The organism is Paraburkholderia sacchari (genome assembly GCF_000785435.2).
GTDB classification, from domain to species: Bacteria; Pseudomonadota; Gammaproteobacteria; order Burkholderiales; family Burkholderiaceae; genus Paraburkholderia; species Paraburkholderia sacchari.
This window is the reverse complement of the sequence record NZ_JTDB02000001.1, coordinates 1,235,966-1,256,057: the sequence shown is the minus strand read 5'-3', so window position 1 is coordinate 1,256,057 and position 20,092 is coordinate 1,235,966. Positions and strand designations below refer to the sequence as shown.

The window sequence follows — 20,092 nt, the reverse complement described above, 5'->3', positions numbered from 1 at the left end:
GTCTGGCTTGCGTTCCGGCTCATTCATCGACCTCATTCGCCAAAGTTTCCTGCGCCGCCGGCATGCGACAACTTCGCAAAGCCCGCGCCGTAATCGAGCGCGCGCTCACGCTTGCGCGCACGGCGGTGCAGCCACGCATAGGTCACGAGCAGCACGGCGAGGCTCGCGACGCCGAGCCACAGCGGCTTGCGCTGCTCCGGAATAAAGGCCATCGCCACCAGAATGCCGACCATGCCGATAATCGCGACCCACGTGAGGTATGGGAAGCACCACATCCGCACGCGCAGCTCCCCGACTGCCGCCTGATCGAGGCGCTGGCGCAGGCGCAGTTGCGACAAGGCGATCAGCAGATAGACAAAGATCGCGACCGTGCCATACGAGTTGACGAGGAACGCGAACACCGTATCGGGCGAAACATACGACATCACGACCGAGATATAGCCGAACACGGTGCCGAGCAGGATCGCGCGCACCGGCACGCCGCGGCGGTTCACCTTGGCGAGCGCGGCGGGCGCGTCGCCGTGGCGGGTCAGCGCGAACAGCATGCGCGAGGCCGCATAGAGTCCCGAGTTGAGCGCCGAAAGCACGGCGGTCAGCACGATCGCGTTCATGATGTTAGCGGCGGCCGGCAGCCCCATGACTTCGAGCGCGCTCACATAGGGCGTGGCCATGCGCGCCGAATTCCACGGCACGAGCGCGACCACCAGCAGCACCGAACCCACGTAGAACACCAGCACCCGCGTGATGACCGAGTTGGTGGCCTTCGCGACGGCCTTGGCCGGCTCGCGCGCTTCGGCGGCCGCAATCGTGACGATCTCCGCGCCAAAGTAAAAGCCGGTTGCCGCTACCGCACCGCTCAACACTGGCCCGATGCCCTTCGGCATGAGGCCGCCATGGCCGAGCAGCGTCGGCAATACGGCGGTCGTGTGCAGCGACGCAGGCCACAGCCCGAGCACATACAGCCCGCCAAGAAACAGGAAGACGATGATGGCCGCTACCTTGATCGACGAGAACCAGAACTCGAACTCGCCGTAGCTGCCCACCGAGATCAGGTTCGTCGCGCTCAACAGCACGAGCAGCACGAGACTGATGATCCAGGCTGGCGCATCGGGTAGCCAGAACTGCACGAGCTTCGCGCCCGCCACCGCTTCCACGGCGACCACGATCACCCAGAAATACCAGTACATCCAGCCCGTGAGGAAGCCCGCGAGCCTGCCGGGCCCGCGCCAGGTGGCGAACGCGAGCCGCGCATATTCGTAGAACGAACCGACCGCGGGCATCGCGCAGGCCATTTCGCCGAGCATGCGCATCACCAGCACCACGAGGCCGCCGGTGATGAGGAACGAGAGCACGGCGGCGGGTCCGGTCTGCTGGATCACAACGCCGCTGCCAACGAACAGGCCAGCGCCGATGACGCCGCCTAGCGCGATCATCGTCATGTGGCGCTGCTTGAGGCCGCATTTCAGTTCCTGGTTATCCATAGAAGGTTGCATGTCGTCTCCTGAGATTCAACTCCGGGTTTGCATGAAGGTACGGTGCGGCGCGCTATGCGCGCCGCCCGGAGGGAGGTTCAAGGTTGTTATTCGCTTCGCGATCCGAACGGATTTTCCGCGGATCGTCTGCAGATTGACGGCGTGGCCGCTGTTGCGCCTCGCCGATCAGGGCTTCTCGTCGCGCCTGAAGTACTGCAGATAAAGCATGCGCTGGCCGATGCGCCTGAACGGCGCGAACGGGTGGCCAGGCAGTGGCGTGGTGAAAATCGGCAAGGTTTGCTGCGCGCCCTTGCCTGCGATGCGCTCGGCCAGCCGGCGCCCGGCCTGCTGCGAATATGACACGCCATTGCCGCCGTAGCCGAGTGCGTAAAACACCGATTGCCGCGGATCGGGCTGGCACACCCGGGGCATCATGTCGTGGCTCACGTCGACCCAGCCCCACCACGAGTAGTCGATCTCCACGCCGCGCAGCGCCGGGAACTTGCGCGCCATGCCTTCCTTGAGCAGATCGAGGTGGCGCGGATTCGGCGCGTCCTCGCCGGTGATCGCGCTGCGGCTGCCGATCTGCAGCCGGCGATCGGGCAGGAAGCGATAGTAGAAGCGCAGCGTGCGCGTGTCCGTGAGCACCTGGGTCGTGCGGAAATTGCAGGCCGCGATCTCGGCATCGGTGAGCACGCGCGTGACCATCGAGTTCGAGAGGATCGGCATGATCTTGCTATGCAGCGTGGGATGCAGCGTCTGCGCCGTGTACGCGCCGGTAGCGATGCCCACCGCGCGCGCCCGCACGACGCCGCCCGGCGTGCGCAGATGATGCACGCCGTTGATGGTTTCCCATCCCATCACCGGGCTGCTCGTGTGGACCTTGGCGCCCGCTTCGCGCGCGAGGCGCAGATAGCCGAACGCGAGCTTCAGCGCGTGTATGCCGATTCCCTCGGGCTCGTGCAGCGCGCCACACGCCTCGTGATCGTTGATGAATTCGCGGCGGAAGGTTTCGGCGCTCAGCAGCTCAGACGGGTAGCCGAACACGTCCTTCCACACCTTCGCTTCGGCGGCGAGCTTGGCCATGATGCGGGGCCGGTGCGCGATCAGGAAGTGGCCGCCCGGCTGCGGATCGCAGTCGATTTCGGCGACGAGTTCCTTGAAGTGATTGAAGCCCTGCTGGATCTCATCGTGCATTTTCAGCGCGACGTCCTTGCCCCAGCGCTCGATCCATTGCGAGCGCGAGAGGCGTCCCGAAGCGTTCTGCCCCTGCCCGCCGTTGCGGCTGCTGCAGCCCCAGCTGGTGCGGTTCGCTTCCAGCACCACGGCCTTGATGCCGTGCTCGCGGGCGAGGCACAGCGCGGTGGCGAGACCTGTATACCCCGCGCCGATGATCGCGACGTCCACGTCGAGGTCCTTCGTGACGGGGCCGTCGTCGGGCGGCGGGCTGCCTGCCGTGCCGACCCAGTAGGTCGGCGCATAATCCTTGCCGATGCCCGGGCCCGGCGACACGAGCGGGTCGTAGGTGGGGTCGTACTTGGTGGACGCGGCGTTCCGTGCAACAAAACCAGCCGCGGCGGGATCGACGGTGCTGTATCCCATGATCAACCCTCCACAGTTTTCGTGGAGACGGTTGTGAGAGCGGGTGCTGCCGACTGCCTGTTCGTCATGCTTGTCTCCTGTATTCATTTTTCGCTCTGTTGGAAAAATTCTAGGCAGACGCGCATGGCGCAGGTAGAGCCAGTGGTCCAGTATCGCCTGGTACAGCAGGCGAAAACCGCACGGCGTATTCGGGTAATCCGCTACATAACCGCATGAACTTTCCATCGATACTGAAAAAAGGCCGGAAAGTCGAACAATTCGTTTCATTTTCGGCTTGCGACGGATATGCCAGATGCGTTGGCGCCACCCCTATGGAGGAGATCGATGCGCAGCACAGCGCCAGAGAGCGCACAAAGTGCACTAAGTGCACAAAGCCGCCCCCCTGCTCCGCGCGAAGAATCGTCGACCGACGAAGCCCGCGTGCTGCGTGCGCTCGTGGTGCTCGAACAGCTGGCCTCGGCGGGCCAGCCGTACACGCTCTCGCAGTTGTCCGCGCGGCTGCATATCCCGAAGGCGACGCTGCTGCGGCTCATCGATTCGCTGGAAACGCGCGGCTACGTGATCCACATGCCCGATTCGCGCGGGCACGACCGCAGCATCGCGCTGGGCCCGCGCGCGGCGCAGCTTGCGCTCGCCACGCTCGCCAACAACACCTTCACGCGCTCGTGCCGCGTGCTGCTGCGCGCACTCGCGGAAACGCTCGGCGAAACCTGCAATCTCACCGCGCTCGACGGCGACCGCGTGCTCTACATCGAGCGCGTGGAAACCACGGAGCCGCTGCGCATGGAGATGCGTCCGGGCATGCACGTGCCGCTGCACTGCACCGCGAGCGGCAAGCTGTTTCTCTCGCAGATGACGATGCTCGAGCGCAACACGCTGCTCGAACGCCTCGTGCTGACGAAGATGACGCAGCGCACCCTGACGACCCCGAAGGCGCTCGCGGCCGAACTCGACCAACTCGCGGTGCGCGGCATCGGCATCGACAACGAAGAGTTCGTGCGCGGCATGGTCGCTATTGCGGTGCCGGTGCGTGAACCCGACAACAAGCGCGTGCTTGCCGCGCTGGCCGTGCATGCGCCCACCGCGCGCGCCACGCTCGAAGAACTGCTGGAGTCGGTGGAGCGTATGAAGCAAACGGCGAGCAAGCTCGCGCCCTTGCTCCAGGGACTGTCTCTGCCATGAACGCGCGCGCCGCCGTTTCGGCGGCGAAGCATGCGCCCTCCTCGATGGTCTTCTGATCCCGTTTCGGCAATTTCCGTTTCACTTTCGGCCTGCGCGCACGACCGGCGCTTGCGGTCGTCCTCCCCATCCACGACATTGATCCCAAAAGCGGCGCGTCATGCACGTCATGCCGCTCCGGAATTTCGAGGAGACGGGATTCATGGACCACGAGGTCGACTACCTGATCGTCGGCGCCGGATCGGCCGGATGCGTACTGGCCAACCGGCTCAGCGCCGACCCGCGCAACGCGGTGCTGCTGCTCGAAGCAGGCGGCGAAGACAATAATCCGTGGATTCACGTGCCGGTCGGTTATTTCAAGACCATGCACGATCCCAAGCTCGACTGGTGCTATCGCACGGAAGCGGACGAAGCCGTGGCGGGCCGCCAGATCGACTGGCCGCGCGGCAAGGTGCTGGGCGGATCGAGTTCGCTCAACGGCCTGCTCTACGTGCGCGGCCAGCGCGAGGACTACGACCGGTGGGCCGCGCTCGGCAATCGCGGCTGGAGTTACGCCGAAATCCTCCCTTACTTCAAGAAGTCCGAAGATCAGGAGCGCGGCGCGAACGCCTGGCACGGCGTGGGCGGCCCGCTCAAGGTGTCCGATCTGCGCCTGCGCCGGCCCATCGCCGATCATTTCATCGCGGCTGCGCAGGAAACCGGCATCCCGTTCAACGACGACTACAACGGCGCGGTCCAGGAAGGCGTGGGCTATTTCCAGCAGACGGCGTACAAGGGCTTTCGATGGAGCACCGCGAAGGGCTTTCTCAAGCCCGCGCGCAAACGCAGCAATCTGATCGTCGAAACGCGGGCGCAGGCGTGCCGGATTCTGTTCGAAGGCCGCCGCGCCGTGGGCGTGGAATATCTGCAAGGCGGCTGCGTCAAGCGCGCGCGGGCGCGTGTCGAAGTCATCCTGGCTTCCGGGGCGATCGGCTCGCCGCAGCTTCTGCAAAACTCGGGCATTGGCCCCTCGCGCGTGCTGGACAAGGCAGGCGTGCCCGTGCTGCACGAGCTGGCCGGCGTAGGCCAGAACCTCCAGGACCATCTCCAGGTGCGGCTCGTATTCCGCACGCGCGAACGCACGCTCAACGACGAGGTCAATAACCCGCTGCGCAAGGCGTGGATCGGCCTGCAATACGCGCTCTGGCGCACCGGGCCGCTTACGCTGGCCGCGAGCCAGGTCGCCATCTTCACGCGCTCGAACCCGACGGTCGAGCGCCCGGACATCCAGTTCCACATGCAGCCGCTGAGCGCCGACAAGCCAGGCCAGGGCGCGCATCCGTTCTCGGCGTTCACGGCGTCGGTCTGCCAGCTTCGGCCGCATAGCCGGGGCAGCGTGGAAATCGCCTCGGCCGACCCGCTCCAGTACCCCGCGATTCGCGCCAACTATCTGTCCGATCCGCGCGACCACGCGGTCGTGATCGGCGGCATTAGGGTGGCGCGCCGCATCGCCGCCGCGCCGTCGCTCGCGCCGCACATCATTTCCGAGTTCGTGCCGGGCGAGCAGTACCAGACCGACGACGAACTGCTGGACGCCGCGCGCCGCTTCAGCCAGTCGATCTATCACCCGGCCGGAACCTGCAAGATGGGCGGCGACGCAATGGCGGTCGTGGACGAACGCCTGCGCGTGCATGGCATTGCGGCGCTGCGCGTAGTCGATGCATCGATCATGCCGGAGTTGGTTTCCGGCAATACGAACGCCCCCGTGATCATGATCGCGGAGAAAGCCGCCGACATGATTCTCGAAGACCACCCCGCCCTCGCCGCGCCGCAACACGCGTACGCCGAGGCGCACCCCTGAAGCAGGAAAACGCAGAAGCATCAGGAAACCCGTGCAGAAAATAAAGGATCGCTAAAGAACCAGCCGGCATTTCAAGGAACCGCACCGCACCAGGTGCGCCCACAAAGGAGATAGCCCTATGAACGCATTGCCCAGCACCGACGCCAGGCAGATGAGGCGCGTGGTGGTCGCGAGCCTGATTGGCGCGACCATCGAGTGGTACGACTTTTTCCTCTACGGCGTAGTCGCCGGCATCGTGTTCAACAAGCTGTATTTCCCGAGCGGCGATCCGCTCATTTCGACCATGCTCGCCTACGGCACCTTCGCGGTGGGCTTTCTGAGCCGCCCGCTCGGCGGCATCGTGTTCGGCCATTTTGGCGACCGGCTCGGGCGCAAGAGCATGCTGATCCTGACGCTTTCGATCATGGGCGTCGCGACGGTCTTGATCGGCACCGTGCCGACCTTCGCGCAGATCGGCCTGTGGGCTCCCGCGCTGCTGCTGGTCCTGCGCATCGCGCAAGGTCTCGGTCTGGGCGGCGAATGGGGCGGCGCGGTGCTGATGTCGTTCGAGTACGCGCCCGAAAGCAAGCGAGGCTTCTATGCGAGCATTCCGCAAATCGGCCTCGCGATCGGGCTGTGCCTCGCCTCGGGCGTGGTCGCGCTGCTTTCTTCGGCGCTCAGCAATGCGCAGTTTCTCGCGTGGGGCTGGCGGCTGGCGTTCTTCCTTTCGTTCGCGCTGGTGGCCATCGGCATGTATATCCGCCTGCGCGTGCTCGAAACACCCGAGTTCGAACGCGTGAAGCAACAAGGCGCGGAGATTCGCGTGCCGATCTTCGAGGTGCTCGGCCGCTACCCCGGCAACGTGCTCGCGGGCATGGGCGCGCGCTTTATCGACGGCGTGTTCTTCAACGTATTCGCCGTGTTCACGATTGCTTACCTCACGCAGACCATCAAGCTCTCGCGCACCGACGCCCTGCTCGCCGTAATGGCCGCCGCCTTCACGATGATCTTCACGATCCCGTTCTTCGGCCGCCTCTCGGACCGCATCGGCAGAACCCGCATTTACTTCTGGGGCTCGCTGTTCACGGGCTTTTCGTCGTTCTTCGGCTTCTGGCTCATGAAGCATAGCGGCGGCTCGCCCGTGCTCGTATGGATCGCCGTGATCATTCCGCTCGGCGTGATTTACGCTTCCGTGTATGGGCCGGAAGCGGCGCTGTTCGCGGAGCTATTCGACGCGAACGTGCGCTATTCCGGCATCTCGTTCGTCTATCAGTTCTCCGGCATCTTCGCGAGCGGCATCAGCCCGATCATCGCGACGTGGCTTTTGCAGCGCAATGGCGGCGATCCGTGGCTCATCTGCGTCTATACGATGTTCGCGGGTCTTGTGAGCGCGCTCTCGGCCATGTGGATGGGCCGCCACCGCCATGCGCGGCAGATGGCGATAAGCGGAGCGCGGTGAGCGGTTTTAGTGAGCTGCGACATGCCGCGCCGTCTGGCGGCATGCGAGCAGCCCGTCTCGCAAGTTTAATTCGGTTTCCGAATCGATGAAGCCAATGAAGACGAGTACGCCATCCCCGCCTCCCGTTGCATGCTCGCCCAAGGTGGGCGGCGTCATGCGCAGCCGGCGGGCCGCGACCTGGCACACGCGCGTGCTGACACCGCCCTCGGCATCGGCCACGCGCACGAAGCCTTTCGCGCGCAGGATCGTGCGCGGCAGCGCCTTGAGCCACGCGCGCAGGCGCGCCTTGTCCAGCACCTCGGGCACGGCCAGCGTCACGCTTGCAAAACTGGGGAACGCGCTGGAGCCCGTTCCAATCGGCTGATGCTGCCAGCGCCTCGCGTCGGCGAGCGCGAGCGTTTGCGGTACGCTCGCATCGAACAGCAGCGCGGGCGGCACGCGCCCGTGATCCGCGGCCACGACGATGTCGGTGGCCGCGAGCGCGCGCACGTCCGAGACCGCGCGCTCGCGCGACTCGGGCGCCACGAGATCGAGTTTCGTGACGATCACCGCGCTCGCGCTGTCGATCTGCTGCTGCGCCATCGCGCCCACCAGTGGATCGACCAGCGTGCGCACGAACTCGGGCGCGTCCACTACGACGAGCACGGCAGTCAGCCGAAACGCGCCGTTGAGCAAGCCCACCTGGGCAATCCTGGCCGGGTCCGACACGCCGCTCGCCTCGATCAGCAGCAGGTCCGGACGCTCTTCGCGCGCGGCCAGACGCGCGAGCGCGTCGGCGAGCGCGCCGCCGATCGTGCAGCAAATGCAGCCGTTGTCGAGTTCGATCACGTCGTCGCTGCGCGCGCGAATCAGGCGGCCGTCGATGTTCACCGCGCCGAAGTCGTTCACGAGCACCGCGATGCGCTTGCCGTGCGGCGCTTCCAGCAAATGATTGATCACCGTGGTCTTGCCCGCGCCGAGATAGCCGCCGATCACAGCGAGGTCGATCGGTGCGCGCGCATTCGGTGGTGTGGCGAGCGCGTTCATGATCGCGGGGCGCGCATGATGCGTCCGCCGAGCACCGTGCCCCATACGGGCACGTCTTTCAGGCGCTCGGGCGCGCAGGTGCTGGGGTCTTCGTCGAGCACCGCGAAATCGGCGAACTTGCCCACCTCGATGCTGCCGATCAGATGATCGAGCCGCAGCGTATAGGCCGCGCCCAGCGTGATCGCGTGCAGCGCCTCGCCGACGGTGATCCGCTCGGCCTCGCCCAGCACGCGCCCCGACGCCGTCTCGCGCCGCACCGCGCACCATGCCGTGAACAGCGGGCTCAATGCCGTGATGGGCGCATCCGAATGCAGCGCGTAGGGAATGCCCATGCGCTGCGCCGAGCCGGCTGGGTCCATGCGGTTGGCGCGGTCGGGGCCCATGGTCTGGCTGTAGTGCGCATCGCCCCAGTAGTAGATGTGATTCGCGAAGAAGTTCACGCACAGGCCCAGCGCGCGGATGCGCCGCAATTGCGCGGCATCGGCCATCTGGCAGTGCTGCAGCGTGTGCCGGTGATCGGGCCGCGGGTGCCGCGCGAGCAGCGTCGCGAGCGCGTCGATCACGACCTCGGTCGCTTCGTCGCCGTTGGTGTGAATGTGCAGTTGCAGCCCCGCGCAATGGTATGGCTCGAACACCTCGACCAGCTGCTCCGGCGGAATCAGCCACAGGCCGTTGGGCTGCCCGCCCGCGTAGCCGGGCCAGCGCACGCGCGCCGTGAAGCCCTGGATCGAACCGTCGACGATGAACTTCACCGGCCCGAAGCGCAGCTTGTCGGTGTTGCTCTTGATCGCTTCCAGCACGCCGGCCGCGCCTTGCGCGGGATTGCGCTGCGGCGCGAACGCGGGCACGATGCGCACCGGGTAATCCGGGTCGGCGGTCACGCTTTGCAGCGTCTCATTGCCGAGCGGCGAGAGGTCGTTCACGAGATCGGTGGCGGTGGTGACGCCCGCGAGTTGCGCGACGCGGCCGAAATTCCAGACCGCGTGCGGCTTTTCGCTGGCCGCGATCGCGAGCTTGCCGCCAATCACCTGGTAGACCGGGAACATCGCGGCGAACTCTTGCAGCTCGCCCGTCGGCTGGCCTTGCGCGTCGCGCGCGATGCCGTCCACGTCGGTGTCCTCGTCGATGCCCGCGAGCGCGAGCATCGCGCTGTTCACATTCATCAAGTGCACGCTCGCATGGAGGATCGCAATCGGGCGGCCCGCGCAGACCGTATCGAGTTCGCGCGTCGTGAGGCGCGCCGCGCCGAAGTAGATCGGATCGAAGCCCCACGCGAGCAGCGGGCCGTCTTCGGTCATCGCGCGTTCGGCTTGCGCGAGGCGATCGAGCACGGCGTCGAGCGTGCGCAGGCCGCGCCACAGCGTACCGTCCGGGCCGCGCCTGTCGTAATAGCCCACGTAGACCGCATCCCACACCGCGCCTTCCATCAGGTGGCAATGGCCTTCCACGAGACCGGGCATCAGCACCTTGTCGCGCAGCGTGTCGTCGCGCGTGCAGGCGCTGTATTGCGCCTCCCAGCGCGCGGCGTCCTCGCTCGTGCCGACCGCGAGAATGCGGCCCTCGCGCACGGCCACATGCGTCGCGTGCGGCTGGCCGGGATTGAGCGTGAGAATGCGGCGTGCCGAAAAAACCGTGACCGGCGCAGACGGCGTGGCAGACGATGCGTGCGGATTCATTGAGAGGCTCAACTCCTATGAATGATGGTGAAGCGAATCGGGCATGGCATAGCGGTCGCCGGACGGGCGCATCAGGAGATGCGCGACGAACACCACGAGCACGTTCACGCCAAGGCACACGAGGCCGAGATTGATGCCGCCAAAGCCGATGTGCAGCGTATAGAACACGATCGCGAGCACCTGGCCGCAGACGATGCCGGCCGCCACCGCGCCGGGCCGCACGCGGCGCTTCGCGAGCAGGATCAGCATGCCGGGGAGGAACTGCGTGATGCCGTAATACGTCAGGTTGATGAGCAGGAGCATGAGGTTGGGCGTGAGCAGCGTGGTGGCGATGGACACCAGCAGGTAGGCCACGATCACGAATTTCGCCGCGCGCTTCTGGCGCGCCTCGGGCAGGTTCGGGATCAGATTGCGCGTGACGATCGGGCCAATCGCGAGGCAGATGCCGGCCAGCACGAGCAGCCCCGAGAGCGCCGCGCCCGCCGCGACGAGGCCGAGCAGCCAGTCGGGCAGCAGATGGACGGCGGCCGCGAAGAAGGCGTCGTTGGGCGAGGCGAGCTTGAGGTTCGCGCTGATCGCATAGTACGAGGCCACCACGAGAAACGGATACATCAGCATGTAGAGCGGCATCGCGATCTGGGTGCGGCGGATCGTGTTCGGCCCGCGCGCCGTGAAGAAGCCCTGCGCCGCGAACGGCATCATGTAGAAGCCGAGCGCCTGAAACAGCATCGTGCTCATGGAAAAGCGCAGTTGCGGCGGCGTCATGGCGTTGCTCACCTGCTGGCTCGCGGCGTGGAAGACCTCGTGCGTGCCGCCGGCCATCCACGCGGCGGCCACGCCTGTCACGACAATCGCGAGCAGCATCAGAATGTCTTTGAGCACGGCGATCCAGGCCGAGGCGCGCACGCCGGAAATGGCGATATAGGTGAACGCGAGCGCCGCGCAAACCACGATGAGCCAGACCGGCTGAACGTGCCAGCCGAGTCCTTTGAGCGCTGCAACGAGGCCCGTGAATTGCAGCTCGCCCCACGGAATCAAAAACAGGATCGATGAGCCCGCAACGATCAGTTCGAGCGCGCGGCTGCGGTAGTGGCCTTTGAAAAGATCTGCCTGCGTAATGGCGTTGTGCTGCTTGCCGATCTCCCAGATGCGCGGCCCGATGAAATACCCGATCGGATAGGCCAGCAGGATGTAGCCGAGAAACCAGACGCCATAGGTCGGCCCTTTTGCATAAATGCCACCCGGAAAGCCGACCATCGTGCCGATGCTGTAGATCTCGCCGGCCGTCAGGAAGAACACGAGCGCGGTGCCGAACTGGCGCGACGCGACGAAGAAATCGTGCACGCTCTGCTTGCCGTGGCCGCGCCGCGAGCGAATGGCGAGGTACAGCGAAAAGGCGATCAAAAGCGAGAAAACGAGTGTGGACATGCGCGGCTCTCCAGGGGGGAGACGGTGGGACGGGCGGCGGGGTCGGCGGCAGCGGGCAGAGCCGGTCTGCGCAGCTGGGAGTGAGAGGCGCTGGTGCGCGCGCTAGCTCTCGCTCGCGTAGCGGTGCCGGTCAAAGAAGTGCCAGCAGATGAACAGGCACCCGGAGGTCAGGAGAAACCAGCTGAAAATCCACGCGTAGATGAACGGCACGCCAAAGACGTAGCGGTCCGGCTGCGCCGCCACCCAGGGCAGCGCGCCGATGACGCCCAGAAAAGGAAGGCCGATTCCGATCAGATACCTGAGCATCCTTGTCTCCTGTCGATCGGAGTTCGTGCTTCAACACTCACTCCGATCCCATGCAAAGCTTGAGCTTTGGCGCCTGGCCCTTGTCCCGGGCCAGGCGCATCGAGCCAACTGGTTGCTTCGAGTATCAGTCGTCAAAAACGGGTACGGATAGTGCCAGATGCGGACTATCGATGAGTCCAATTCCAATGCCGCTGCGTTAATGTCACGGCATCAACGCCACCAGCGCAGCGGCCGCCGCAGCGTGTGCCGTTCCAGCCGCACCGTGGGCATACCGTCGAGGAACGCGAAGGCGCCCGCGTCCTGCGCACCCATGCGCCGCTCGCGCTCCTCGTCGGCTTCGACCGTGCGCGAGGTATCGATGAAGAGCGCGGCGACGATGCCGAGCGCCAGCAATCCCGCCGAGATCATGAACGGCACGTTATAGCTGCCGGTATGCTCGATGAGGTAGCCGAACACGACCGGCGAGACCATGCCCGCAATGCCGAAGCCCGTGTTCATCATGCCGCCCGCCGTGCCCGCGTACCTGCCCGCGATGTCGAGCGGCAGCGTCCACAGCACCGGATTCGTGATCTCCAGGAAGAAGAACGACGCGGAGAGGAACAGCACCGCGACCACCGGGTCGGAGGCGGACACCATCGGCAACAGGAACGCGAGCGAGCCGCCCATGCCCGTCACCAGCACCGCGCAGCGCGCAAAGCGCAGCCGGCCGGTCCACTTGAAGAGCCGGTCGGAGACCACGCCGCCCAGCGTGTCGCCCACCACGCCGGCCAGCAGCGGCAGCGCCGTGAAGAGCGCGAGATGCTTGAGGTCGAAGCCGCGCGCCTCTTTCAGATACGACGGCAGCCAGGTCAGGTAGACCCACAGCAGCCAGCCGTAGCAGAAGTCCACGAAGGTGACGAGCCACATGCGCCGCACGAGCTTGCGCCACGGCGTGGCCGCGCGCCTGGCGCGGTCGCAGTCGCCCTTGCGATAGCCGATCTCCGCGGTTTCCTCGGGCGTTATGCGCCGGTTCTGCTCCGGCGAGTTCGTGAACACGCGCAGGTAGAGCACCGTCCACAAGAGGCTCACGATGCCGAGCAGGATGAACGCGTCGCGCCAGCCGCCCGCGGCCACCACGGCGAGCACGAGCGGCGGCGTAACCGCGCCGCCGAGGCGCGCGAAGCTGTGCGTGATGCCCTGCGCGAAACCGCGCTCGCCCACCGGCATCCAGTACGTGAACGCGCGCGTGGCGGTGGGAAACGCCCCGCCCTCGCCCACGCCGAGCGCGAAGCGCAGCCCGACCAGCATCGCGATGCTGCCGGCGAAGCCCGTGGCCAGCGTTGCCGCGCCCCAGATCAGCGAGAGCACGGTGAGCACGAGCTTCGGCCCGAACTTGTCCGAGAGCCAGCCGCCGATGATCTGCATGGCCGCATAGGGATACGCGAATGCGGAAAACACGAGCCCGAGCTGCACCGCGCTCAGACCCATTTCCTGGCGGATCAGCGGTCCCGCGACCGCGATGTTTACGCGGTCGATGTACGAAATGAAGTACATCAAACACATGACCGCGAGAATGATGTGGCGCGTCTTTACGCGCTGCGCGTGCTGTTTCATGTCGTCGTCTCCTGAGTCCCTCTTTATGGTGTCGTTGACCTGCTGCATCTCGGCGTGCAGGCGCGCGTCAGCCCGAGGGCGTCACGAGCTTGAGGCGCTGAACCTTGCCCGAGGGGCCGCGCGGCAGCTCGCTCACGAAGCGGAACTCTCTGGGCGTCTTGTAGCGGCCGAGCTCGCGCAGGCAGTGCGCGCGCAGGTCGGCCGGGTCGGGCGCGCCCTGCCAGTGGGCGTCGCGCGGCACCACGAACGCGACGATCTCCTGCCCATAGGCGGGATCGGGCACGCCCACCGCCGCCGCATCCAGCACGCCCGGGTGCCGCAGCAGCGCCTCGTCGATCTCGCGCGGCGCGATGTTCTCGCCGCCCTTGATGATCAGCTCCTTCGAGCGGCCGTTGATATAGAAATAGCCCTCGTCGTCGCGATAGCCAAGGTCGCCGGTTCGCAGCCAGCCGTCGACGGTGAAGGCTTTCGCCGTCTCCTCGTGACGCTTGTAGTAGCCGCGCATGACCTGCTCGCCGCGCAGCACGATCTCGCCGCACTCGTGCGGGCCGCAGACGCGCCCGTCGCGGTCGATCACGCGTGCCTCACTGCCCGAAGGCAGACCGATGCTGCCGATCCTGCGCCGCGAAACATCATACGGATTGCTGAATACCGGCGCGGCGGTCTCGGTCATCCCCATGGTCTCGATCACGCCGATGCCAAAGCGCGCCTCGAACGCGCGGTGATGATCGGCCGGCAGCGCAGCCGATGCGCTCCGGCAAAATTTGAGCGCCTTGAGGTCGAGCCCGGCTGGCTCGTCGCCGTCGAGGAGATAGGCGATGATCGTCGGCACCACGTTGATCCAGGTGCAGCCGTGGCGGGCGGCGTCGCGCCAGAACGTGCGCGCCGAAAAGCGCGGCGGCAGCACGACCGATCCCGCGTGCCAGAGCGGCGCGAGCAAGGTCACGACGAGGCCGTTGATGTGGTAGAGCGGCAGCGAAGCGAGCACGCGGTCGTCGGCAGCGAGGCGGTGCTCGATGCTGATGTTGCGCGCGTTCGCATGGAGGTTGTCGTGACTCAGCAGCACGCCCTTGGGCGCGCCGGTCGTGCCCGAGGTGTACATCAGCAAGGCAATGTCGGCGCCCGTGGGCACGGCGGGTTCGGGGCGAGAGAGATCGGGTTCTGACGCGGCGTTCGCTTCATCGGCGGCCGCCAACTCCGGCACGCGCAGTGAGGGCAGCACCGGCAGCGCAACCGCATCCGGCTCCGTATGCACGAGCGCAATCTCTCGCGTCACGCCCTGCTTGCGCAACGCGGCCAGCGCGGCAGTGAGCGCGCCGCTGGTCTGCGTGCTCGTGAAGATCATCCGCGTATCCGAATGCTCGATGACGTAGGCGAGCTGGGTCGTCTGGCAAAGCAGATTGAGCGGATGCGCGATCAGGCCGCTGTACATCGCGCCGAGCAGCAGCGTGGCGGTCTGGATGCCGTTGCCCATCAGCACCGAAACAACGTCGCCGGGCTTGAGGCCAGCCTCGCGAAAACGGAGGTCGAGGGTCTGGCAACGGTCGAGCAGCGCGCCGAAGGTGAGTGTCGCGCCGTCTGTGTGGTTAGTTTCGCCTTCATCGGGCGCAGCCAGCATAAACGGCTTGTCCGGATACTGCGCGGCGCGCGCCTCGATCAACGCGCGGATCGTCGTGGGCGCGCTCATTGGCCGAATCTCCGGAAATAGTCGCCGAGCAAGGCGTCGACCTCGGGAACCTGCTCCTCGATCGGGAACGCCACGCGCGTGATGTTCAGGTACTGGCGAAAGCCGAGATTGTCCGAAAAGTTATTGCGTCCCCAGGTGCCGCAGCCCATCGAGAGCGAAAACGGCAGGCCGTTGTCGAAGTTGCCGCCGGTCGCGAAACAATGCGCCTGGTTGACGATCACGCGCGCGACCGGCAGCGTCGCGCCGAGCGTCTCGGCTTCGTGCGGCTCGGCCGTGTGCAGGCCGACCGAGTGGCCCGCGCCCATATACGCGTAGAGGCTGCGCACGAGGTCCGCCGCGTCGCTGAAATCGCGCGCGCGGTAGACCGTGAGCACGGGCGCGAGCTTTTCGCCCGAGAACGGATGGCTCGCCCCGACGCCGCACTCCTCCACCATGAGGAATGCGCACGCGTTAGTTGCCAGCTCGTCGAGACCGGCGGTGTGCGCGATCTGCGCCGCCGATTTCGCTGTGCAGCGCGCCGAGAGCTTGCCGTCGGTCCACATCGCCGCCTGCAGCCGGGCCTTTTGCTGCGCGTCGAGCAACACGCCGCCGCAGGCCGCGAGTTCGCGCAGCATCGCGTCATAAACGGCATCGCAGATGACGACGCTGTTCTCCGACGAGCAGCTCGTCGCGTTGTCGAAAGTTTTCGACGCGGCGATCTTGTGCGCCGCATCGCGAAGATTCGCCGTGCGCGTGACAATCGACGCCACATTGCCGGCTCCCACGCCAAAGGCCGGCGTGCCGCTGGTGTAGGCCATGCGCACGTTCGCCTGCGAACCCGTCGCGACCACGAGGTCGGCTTCGCGCATCAGCGCGGCGGTGGCGGCCTTGTCCACCGGCGCGGGCAGCATTTGCACGAGCGCCGGGTCCAGCCCCGCTTTCGCGAACTCGGCGTGAATGAAGCCGATCAGCCGCTCGCATACGCCATGCCCCTTCGGCGAAGGCGCGACAATTACCGCATTGCCGCATTTGAGCGCGTTGATGATTTTGTTGGCAGGCGTTGCGGCCGGATTCGTCGATGGCGTGATCGCCGCGACCACGCCGACCGCGCGTGCGATCTCGACGATGCCCGTCGCCTCGTCTCGCGCAATCACGCCGCAAGTCTTTTTGCCATGCAGGTCGCGCAGCAGCCCGAGCGTCTTGCGGTAGTTCTTGCGGAACTTGTCTTGCGCGTTGCCGAGCCCGGTGTCGCGCACCGCCTGCTCGGCCAGCTCGCGGTTGCGGCCCGGTTCCATGATCGCCCACGCCGCGGCGGCCGCAGCGGTATCGAGCGTTTGCTGGCCGGCGAATTCGAACGCTTGTTGCGCAGCGCGCGAGCGCGTAACCAGCGCATGGAGTTGCGCTGCCTGGGCGTCGGTTTGGCCCGCGCCAGTGGCCGGAATTGCGGTGTCCCTCACATTCATCGACGAGCTCCGGTTGAATCGTTGGCTGTCTTGCCAATCTATTCATCGGCGCGCGAATGCGAGTCCCGATTCCCGCACAATCCGCGACACACGATGGCCAAGGCTCGGAAAATTCAATTTTCGGGACTTTTACCAGTCCCGAAAAATGCACTGCGCGATGCAAAATAACGTCGGAGGTTGCGCAAACCGCACCGCACAACCGATACAGGAGACTCGCGTGTCCACATCGAACCAGTCGAATGCGGCGGCAGTCCGCGCGTTTCGCGTTCTGGAAACGCTCGCCGAGGCGGGCCGTCCTTTGGCGATGATGGAACTCGTCGAGGCGCTCGGTTTGCCCAAGCAGACCGTGCATCGCATCCTGGCCCAGCTCACCGATGCGTGGCTCGTCACGCGCGGCGCCAATGACAAGCTATACGAGTGCTCGGCGCGCGTCAGAACGCTGGCGGTGAACGTGCTCATGCACGCGGGGCCGGCGGCGGCGCGGCATCTGCTGCTGGAGCAGCTGGTCGAGAAGATCGGCGAGACCTGCAACCTGACCACGCTGGCGGGCAACGACGTGATCTACGTCGATCGCGTGGAGACCGAGTGGCCGCTGCGCATGCATCTCCAGCCGGGCTCGCATGTGCCGCTGCACTGTTCGGCAAGCGGCAAGCTGCTGTTGAGCTTTCTGCCCAAGGAACGCCGCGAGCGCATGATCGAAACGCTGCCGCTGCGCGCCCATTCGGAACGGACGATTACCGACCGCGACGTATTGCGCAAGGAACTGGCGCTCACGCGGCGTCGCCAGCTGGCGATCAATAATCAGGAGCATCTCCAGGGCTTGATCGCGATTGCCGTTCCCGTGATGCTCGACCGCAACCGGGCGTGCGCGGCGATTGCGGTTCAGGCGCCGGTCGGGCGCTTGACGCTGGATGATCTGCTGGCGTTCGTGCCTGATTTGAGGCGCGCCGCAGTGGAGACGGCGAAGACGTTTCGGGAGTGAGGCCGTGGCTAGCGCGTGTATGCCTTTTTCGAAGCGTTGGCCGATAACCGGAGATTTCGTGTTCCCAGACTCAAACATCCCGCGCGAGACGATCGACGCGTACCTCGAAACGCACTACGAGGTACTGGGCGACGCGCCTGCAACGCTGCGTCCCGGCGAGTTCAACGCCGCGCTTCGCGCACTCCATGAAGCCCGCCACGTCGCCTGTAGCGCGTTCATCACCGCCTGCAATCCGCTGAGCGAAGGCCTCGACTCCGAAACCAACGCGGCCCGGCAAGCGGCGCTCGCACGCGAACTCGACGCCCTCGGCTTCGCGTACGTCGAGGGCATCGGTCAGCATCCGTCGAACCACTGGCCCGGCGAGGCGAGTTTGCTGGTGCTGGGCATCACGCTCGACGCCGCAAAAGCGCTAGGCGACAAACACCAGCAGAACGCCATCATCTGGTGCGGCGCCGACGCGGTGCCCCAACTGATTCTCCTGCGCTAATTCAATTCACTGCGTCAATTCATTGCGCAGCTTGCAGATACGGGCGCAGCCAGCCCAGCCCATCGGAGGTGGCCGCCTTCGGCCGGTACTCGCAGCCGATCCAGCCGCCATAGCCGAGCGCGTCGATCACATCGAACAGATAGGGATAGTTGAGTTCGCCCAGATCCGGTTCGTGCCGCTCCGGCACACCGGCAATCTGGATATGGCCGATGCCGGCGATGTCGCGCTTGAGTTTCATCGCGAGGTCGCCTTCGACGATCTGGCAGTGGTAGCAGTCGAACTGCACGCGCAGATTCGGCGCGCCCACTTCGCGGCAAATGGCCTGCCCTTCGTCCTGGCGGTTGAGGAAATAGCCGGGCATGTCGCGCTGGTTGATCGGCTCGATCAGGATCTGGATGCCGTCGCCGCGCGCGGCCTCGGCGGCCCAGGCGAGATTGCGCAGATAGGTTTCGTGGTGGCGCGCGCGGTCGCCGGCCACGCCAACGAGGCCCGCCATCACATGCAGTTTGTCGTTGCCGATCGTGCGCGCGTAGTCGATTGCGGTCTCGACCGAGCGGCGAAATTCGTCCTCCCGGCCAGGCAGCGAGGCCAGGCCGCGCTCGCCCGCGGCCCAGTCGCCGGGCGGCGCGTTGAAGAGCGCCTGCACGAGGCCGTTGCCGTCGAGGCGCGCGCGGATTTCGGCGGCCGGGTGCTCGTACGGAAAGAGATACTCGACTGCGCGAAAGCCGTCGCGGGCGCAGGCGGCGAAGCGCTCGAGGAACGCGTGCTCGTTGTACATCATGGTGAGATTCGCTGCGAAACGCGGCATGGCATCAGCTCCGGCTGGAAAACGAGAAATAAGGATGGAGGCATACGTGCCTTCAGTACGGGCCTTCAGCGCCGCGGCTTGCCGATCATGCGCGACATCGCCCGGGCGAGTTCCTTCACGACCGTGTCGGCGGTGGGCCGGTGCAGCAGCGCGAGGTCCATGGTTTCGATCGCGGGCAGCCCGCTCTTTTGCGTGAGCACGACGTGATCGGCGGTGACCGAGCGCAGCGGCAGCAGGCTGATGCCGAGCCCGTCGGCCACGGCCGCCTGGATGCCGCTCAGGCTCGAACTGATGAAGCTCATGCGCCAGCGCCGCCCTAGCCCTTCGATTGCGTTCGTCATGTCGTCGCGATACAACCCGCGCGGCGGGAACGCCACCAGCGGGATCGGGTCGAGCTGGAACGAGGGGTTCTTCGCGCTGTCGATCCAGCGCAGCTGCTCGGGCCAGCTCGCCACGGCCTCGCGGCTGTTGCGCCGGTGCTTCACAAGCGCGAGATCGAGGTCGCCGCGATCGTAGTTGCGTTCGACGTCGCGGCTCAAGCCGCTCGTGACTTCGAGTTTTACTTGCGGGTGCTCGCGGGTGAAGGCCGCGAGCATATGCGTCGTGGGCCCGCCGACAAAATCCTCGGGCACCCCCAGGCGCACCGTCAAGCCAACGGTCGCCCCCGCCAACGACTCGAGCATTTCGTCGTTGAGCGCGAGCATGCGCCGCGCGTAGGCGAGCAGCGTCTCGCCGGCGTCGGTCGGGCGCACGTCGCGCGCGCCGCGCTCGAGCAGCTTGTGCCCCGCCATGTCCTCCAGGCGCTTCACTTTCTGGCTCACTGTCGATTGCGTCGAATGCAGCCGCGCCGAAGCCGCCGTGAACGTGCCGCAATCGGCCACCATGACGATGGCCTTGAGCAGGTCCAGATCGAACAGCGGCCGATGCCCTCCTGGGTTGTTTTTCATCGGACTATTTGGTTTTCGAATGGGATGGCGTCTTCTATCACGTAGCGTGAAGGCTGGCAATCCGGCTCGTAATCAGGCTCGTAATCAGGCTCGCAGTCGGACCAACAGTCGCGCTGGCAATCGCCGGCTATTCGCTGGCAAACTGGGGAGATCGACGCCGCGCGCTGCGCGGCCCCATG

Annotated in this window: 16 protein-coding genes; 5 read left to right on the top strand and 11 right to left on the bottom strand. The window is 65.9% G+C overall.

Annotated elements, in window-relative coordinates; all coding sequences use genetic code 11:
• Window positions 1-32: 32 nt before the first annotated feature.
• Together NH14_RS05565 and NH14_RS05560 are read right to left on the bottom strand one after the other, a co-directional pair.
• A complete protein-coding gene (locus tag NH14_RS05565; RefSeq protein ID WP_084225619.1) occupies window positions 33-1,493 on the bottom strand; it encodes an amino acid permease in 1,461 nt (486 codons plus the stop codon).
• A gap of 165 nt (window positions 1,494-1,658) precedes the next feature.
• Window positions 1,659-3,074: an NAD(P)/FAD-dependent oxidoreductase gene (locus tag NH14_RS05560; protein WP_035528894.1), complete on the bottom strand. Its 1,416-nt coding sequence runs from the start codon at window positions 3,072-3,074 to the stop codon at window positions 1,659-1,661.
• A 324-nt stretch (window positions 3,075-3,398) separates the two neighbouring features.
• On the opposite strand from NH14_RS05560, the gene NH14_RS05555 reads away from it, so the two are divergent.
• From NH14_RS05555 to NH14_RS05545, 3 genes are all read left to right on the top strand, one after another.
• Window positions 3,399-4,256, top strand: coding sequence for an IclR family transcriptional regulator (locus NH14_RS05555; RefSeq protein ID WP_084225617.1), 858 nt, complete (start codon window positions 3,399-3,401; stop codon window positions 4,254-4,256).
• 199 nt (window positions 4,257-4,455) lie between these two features.
• Window positions 4,456-6,093, top strand: coding sequence for a GMC family oxidoreductase (locus NH14_RS05550; RefSeq protein ID WP_035529199.1), 1,638 nt, complete (start codon window positions 4,456-4,458; stop codon window positions 6,091-6,093).
• A 118-nt stretch (window positions 6,094-6,211) separates the two neighbouring features.
• The gene (locus NH14_RS05545; protein ID WP_176329247.1) at window positions 6,212-7,531 is read left to right on the top strand and encodes an MFS transporter; all 1,320 of its coding nucleotides are present in this window, start codon (window positions 6,212-6,214) and stop codon (window positions 7,529-7,531) included.
• A gap of 6 nt (window positions 7,532-7,537) precedes the next feature.
• Here the strand turns inward: NH14_RS05545 and NH14_RS05540 are convergent, their stop codons facing one another.
• The 7 genes from NH14_RS05540 to sauS form a co-directional block, all read right to left on the bottom strand.
• Window positions 7,538-8,557, bottom strand: coding sequence for a CobW family GTP-binding protein (locus tag NH14_RS05540; RefSeq protein ID WP_035528891.1), 1,020 nt, complete (start codon window positions 8,555-8,557; stop codon window positions 7,538-7,540).
• Window positions 8,554-10,233: an amidohydrolase gene (locus NH14_RS05535; protein WP_035528888.1), complete on the bottom strand. Its 1,680-nt coding sequence runs from the start codon at window positions 10,231-10,233 to the stop codon at window positions 8,554-8,556. The genes NH14_RS05540 and NH14_RS05535 overlap by 4 nt, the downstream gene beginning before the upstream one ends.
• 15 nt (window positions 10,234-10,248) lie before the next feature.
• The gene (locus NH14_RS05530; RefSeq protein WP_035528886.1) at window positions 10,249-11,661 is read right to left on the bottom strand and encodes a sodium:solute symporter family protein; all 1,413 of its coding nucleotides are present in this window, start codon (window positions 11,659-11,661) and stop codon (window positions 10,249-10,251) included.
• Window positions 11,662-11,763: 102 nt separating this feature from the next.
• Window positions 11,764-11,967, bottom strand: a complete 204-nt coding sequence (locus NH14_RS05525) for a DUF3311 domain-containing protein (RefSeq protein ID WP_035528883.1) — start codon at window positions 11,965-11,967, stop codon at window positions 11,764-11,766.
• A 210-nt stretch (window positions 11,968-12,177) separates the two neighbouring features.
• A complete protein-coding gene (locus NH14_RS05520) occupies window positions 12,178-13,560 on the bottom strand; it encodes an MFS transporter (RefSeq protein WP_035528881.1) in 1,383 nt (460 codons plus the stop codon).
• Window positions 13,561-13,627: 67 nt separating this feature from the next.
• The gene (locus NH14_RS05515; protein WP_035528879.1) at window positions 13,628-15,247 is read right to left on the bottom strand and encodes an AMP-binding protein; all 1,620 of its coding nucleotides are present in this window, start codon (window positions 15,245-15,247) and stop codon (window positions 13,628-13,630) included.
• Window positions 15,244-16,689 (bottom strand): acylating sulfoacetaldehyde dehydrogenase, encoded by a 1,446-nt coding sequence (gene sauS / locus NH14_RS05510; protein WP_035528878.1) that lies wholly within the window; start codon window positions 16,687-16,689, stop codon window positions 15,244-15,246. Before sauS ends, NH14_RS05515 begins: the two co-directional genes overlap by 4 nt.
• 217 nt (window positions 16,690-16,906) lie before the next feature.
• On the opposite strand from sauS, the gene NH14_RS05505 reads away from it, so the two are divergent.
• Both NH14_RS05505 and NH14_RS05500 read left to right on the top strand, forming a co-directional pair.
• Window positions 16,907-17,671 carry an IclR family transcriptional regulator gene (locus NH14_RS05505; protein ID WP_035528875.1) on the top strand — a complete coding sequence of 255 codons (765 nt, stop codon included), beginning with the start codon at window positions 16,907-16,909 and terminating at the stop codon, window positions 17,669-17,671.
• 58 nt (window positions 17,672-17,729) lie between these two features.
• The gene (locus tag NH14_RS05500; protein WP_035529196.1) at window positions 17,730-18,158 is read left to right on the top strand and encodes a DUF3293 domain-containing protein; all 429 of its coding nucleotides are present in this window, start codon (window positions 17,730-17,732) and stop codon (window positions 18,156-18,158) included.
• Window positions 18,159-18,177: 19 nt separating this feature from the next.
• On the opposite strand, the gene otnI is transcribed toward NH14_RS05500, so the two are convergent.
• Both otnI and NH14_RS05490 read right to left on the bottom strand, forming a co-directional pair.
• On the bottom strand, window positions 18,178-18,966 hold the full coding sequence (otnI, locus tag NH14_RS05495; RefSeq protein WP_035528873.1) for a 2-oxo-tetronate isomerase: 789 nt from the start codon (window positions 18,964-18,966) through the stop codon (window positions 18,178-18,180).
• 65 nt (window positions 18,967-19,031) lie between these two features.
• Window positions 19,032-19,913, bottom strand: a complete 882-nt coding sequence (locus NH14_RS05490) for a LysR substrate-binding domain-containing protein (protein WP_035528871.1) — start codon at window positions 19,911-19,913, stop codon at window positions 19,032-19,034.
• Between the last annotated feature and the right edge of the window lie 179 nt (window positions 19,914-20,092).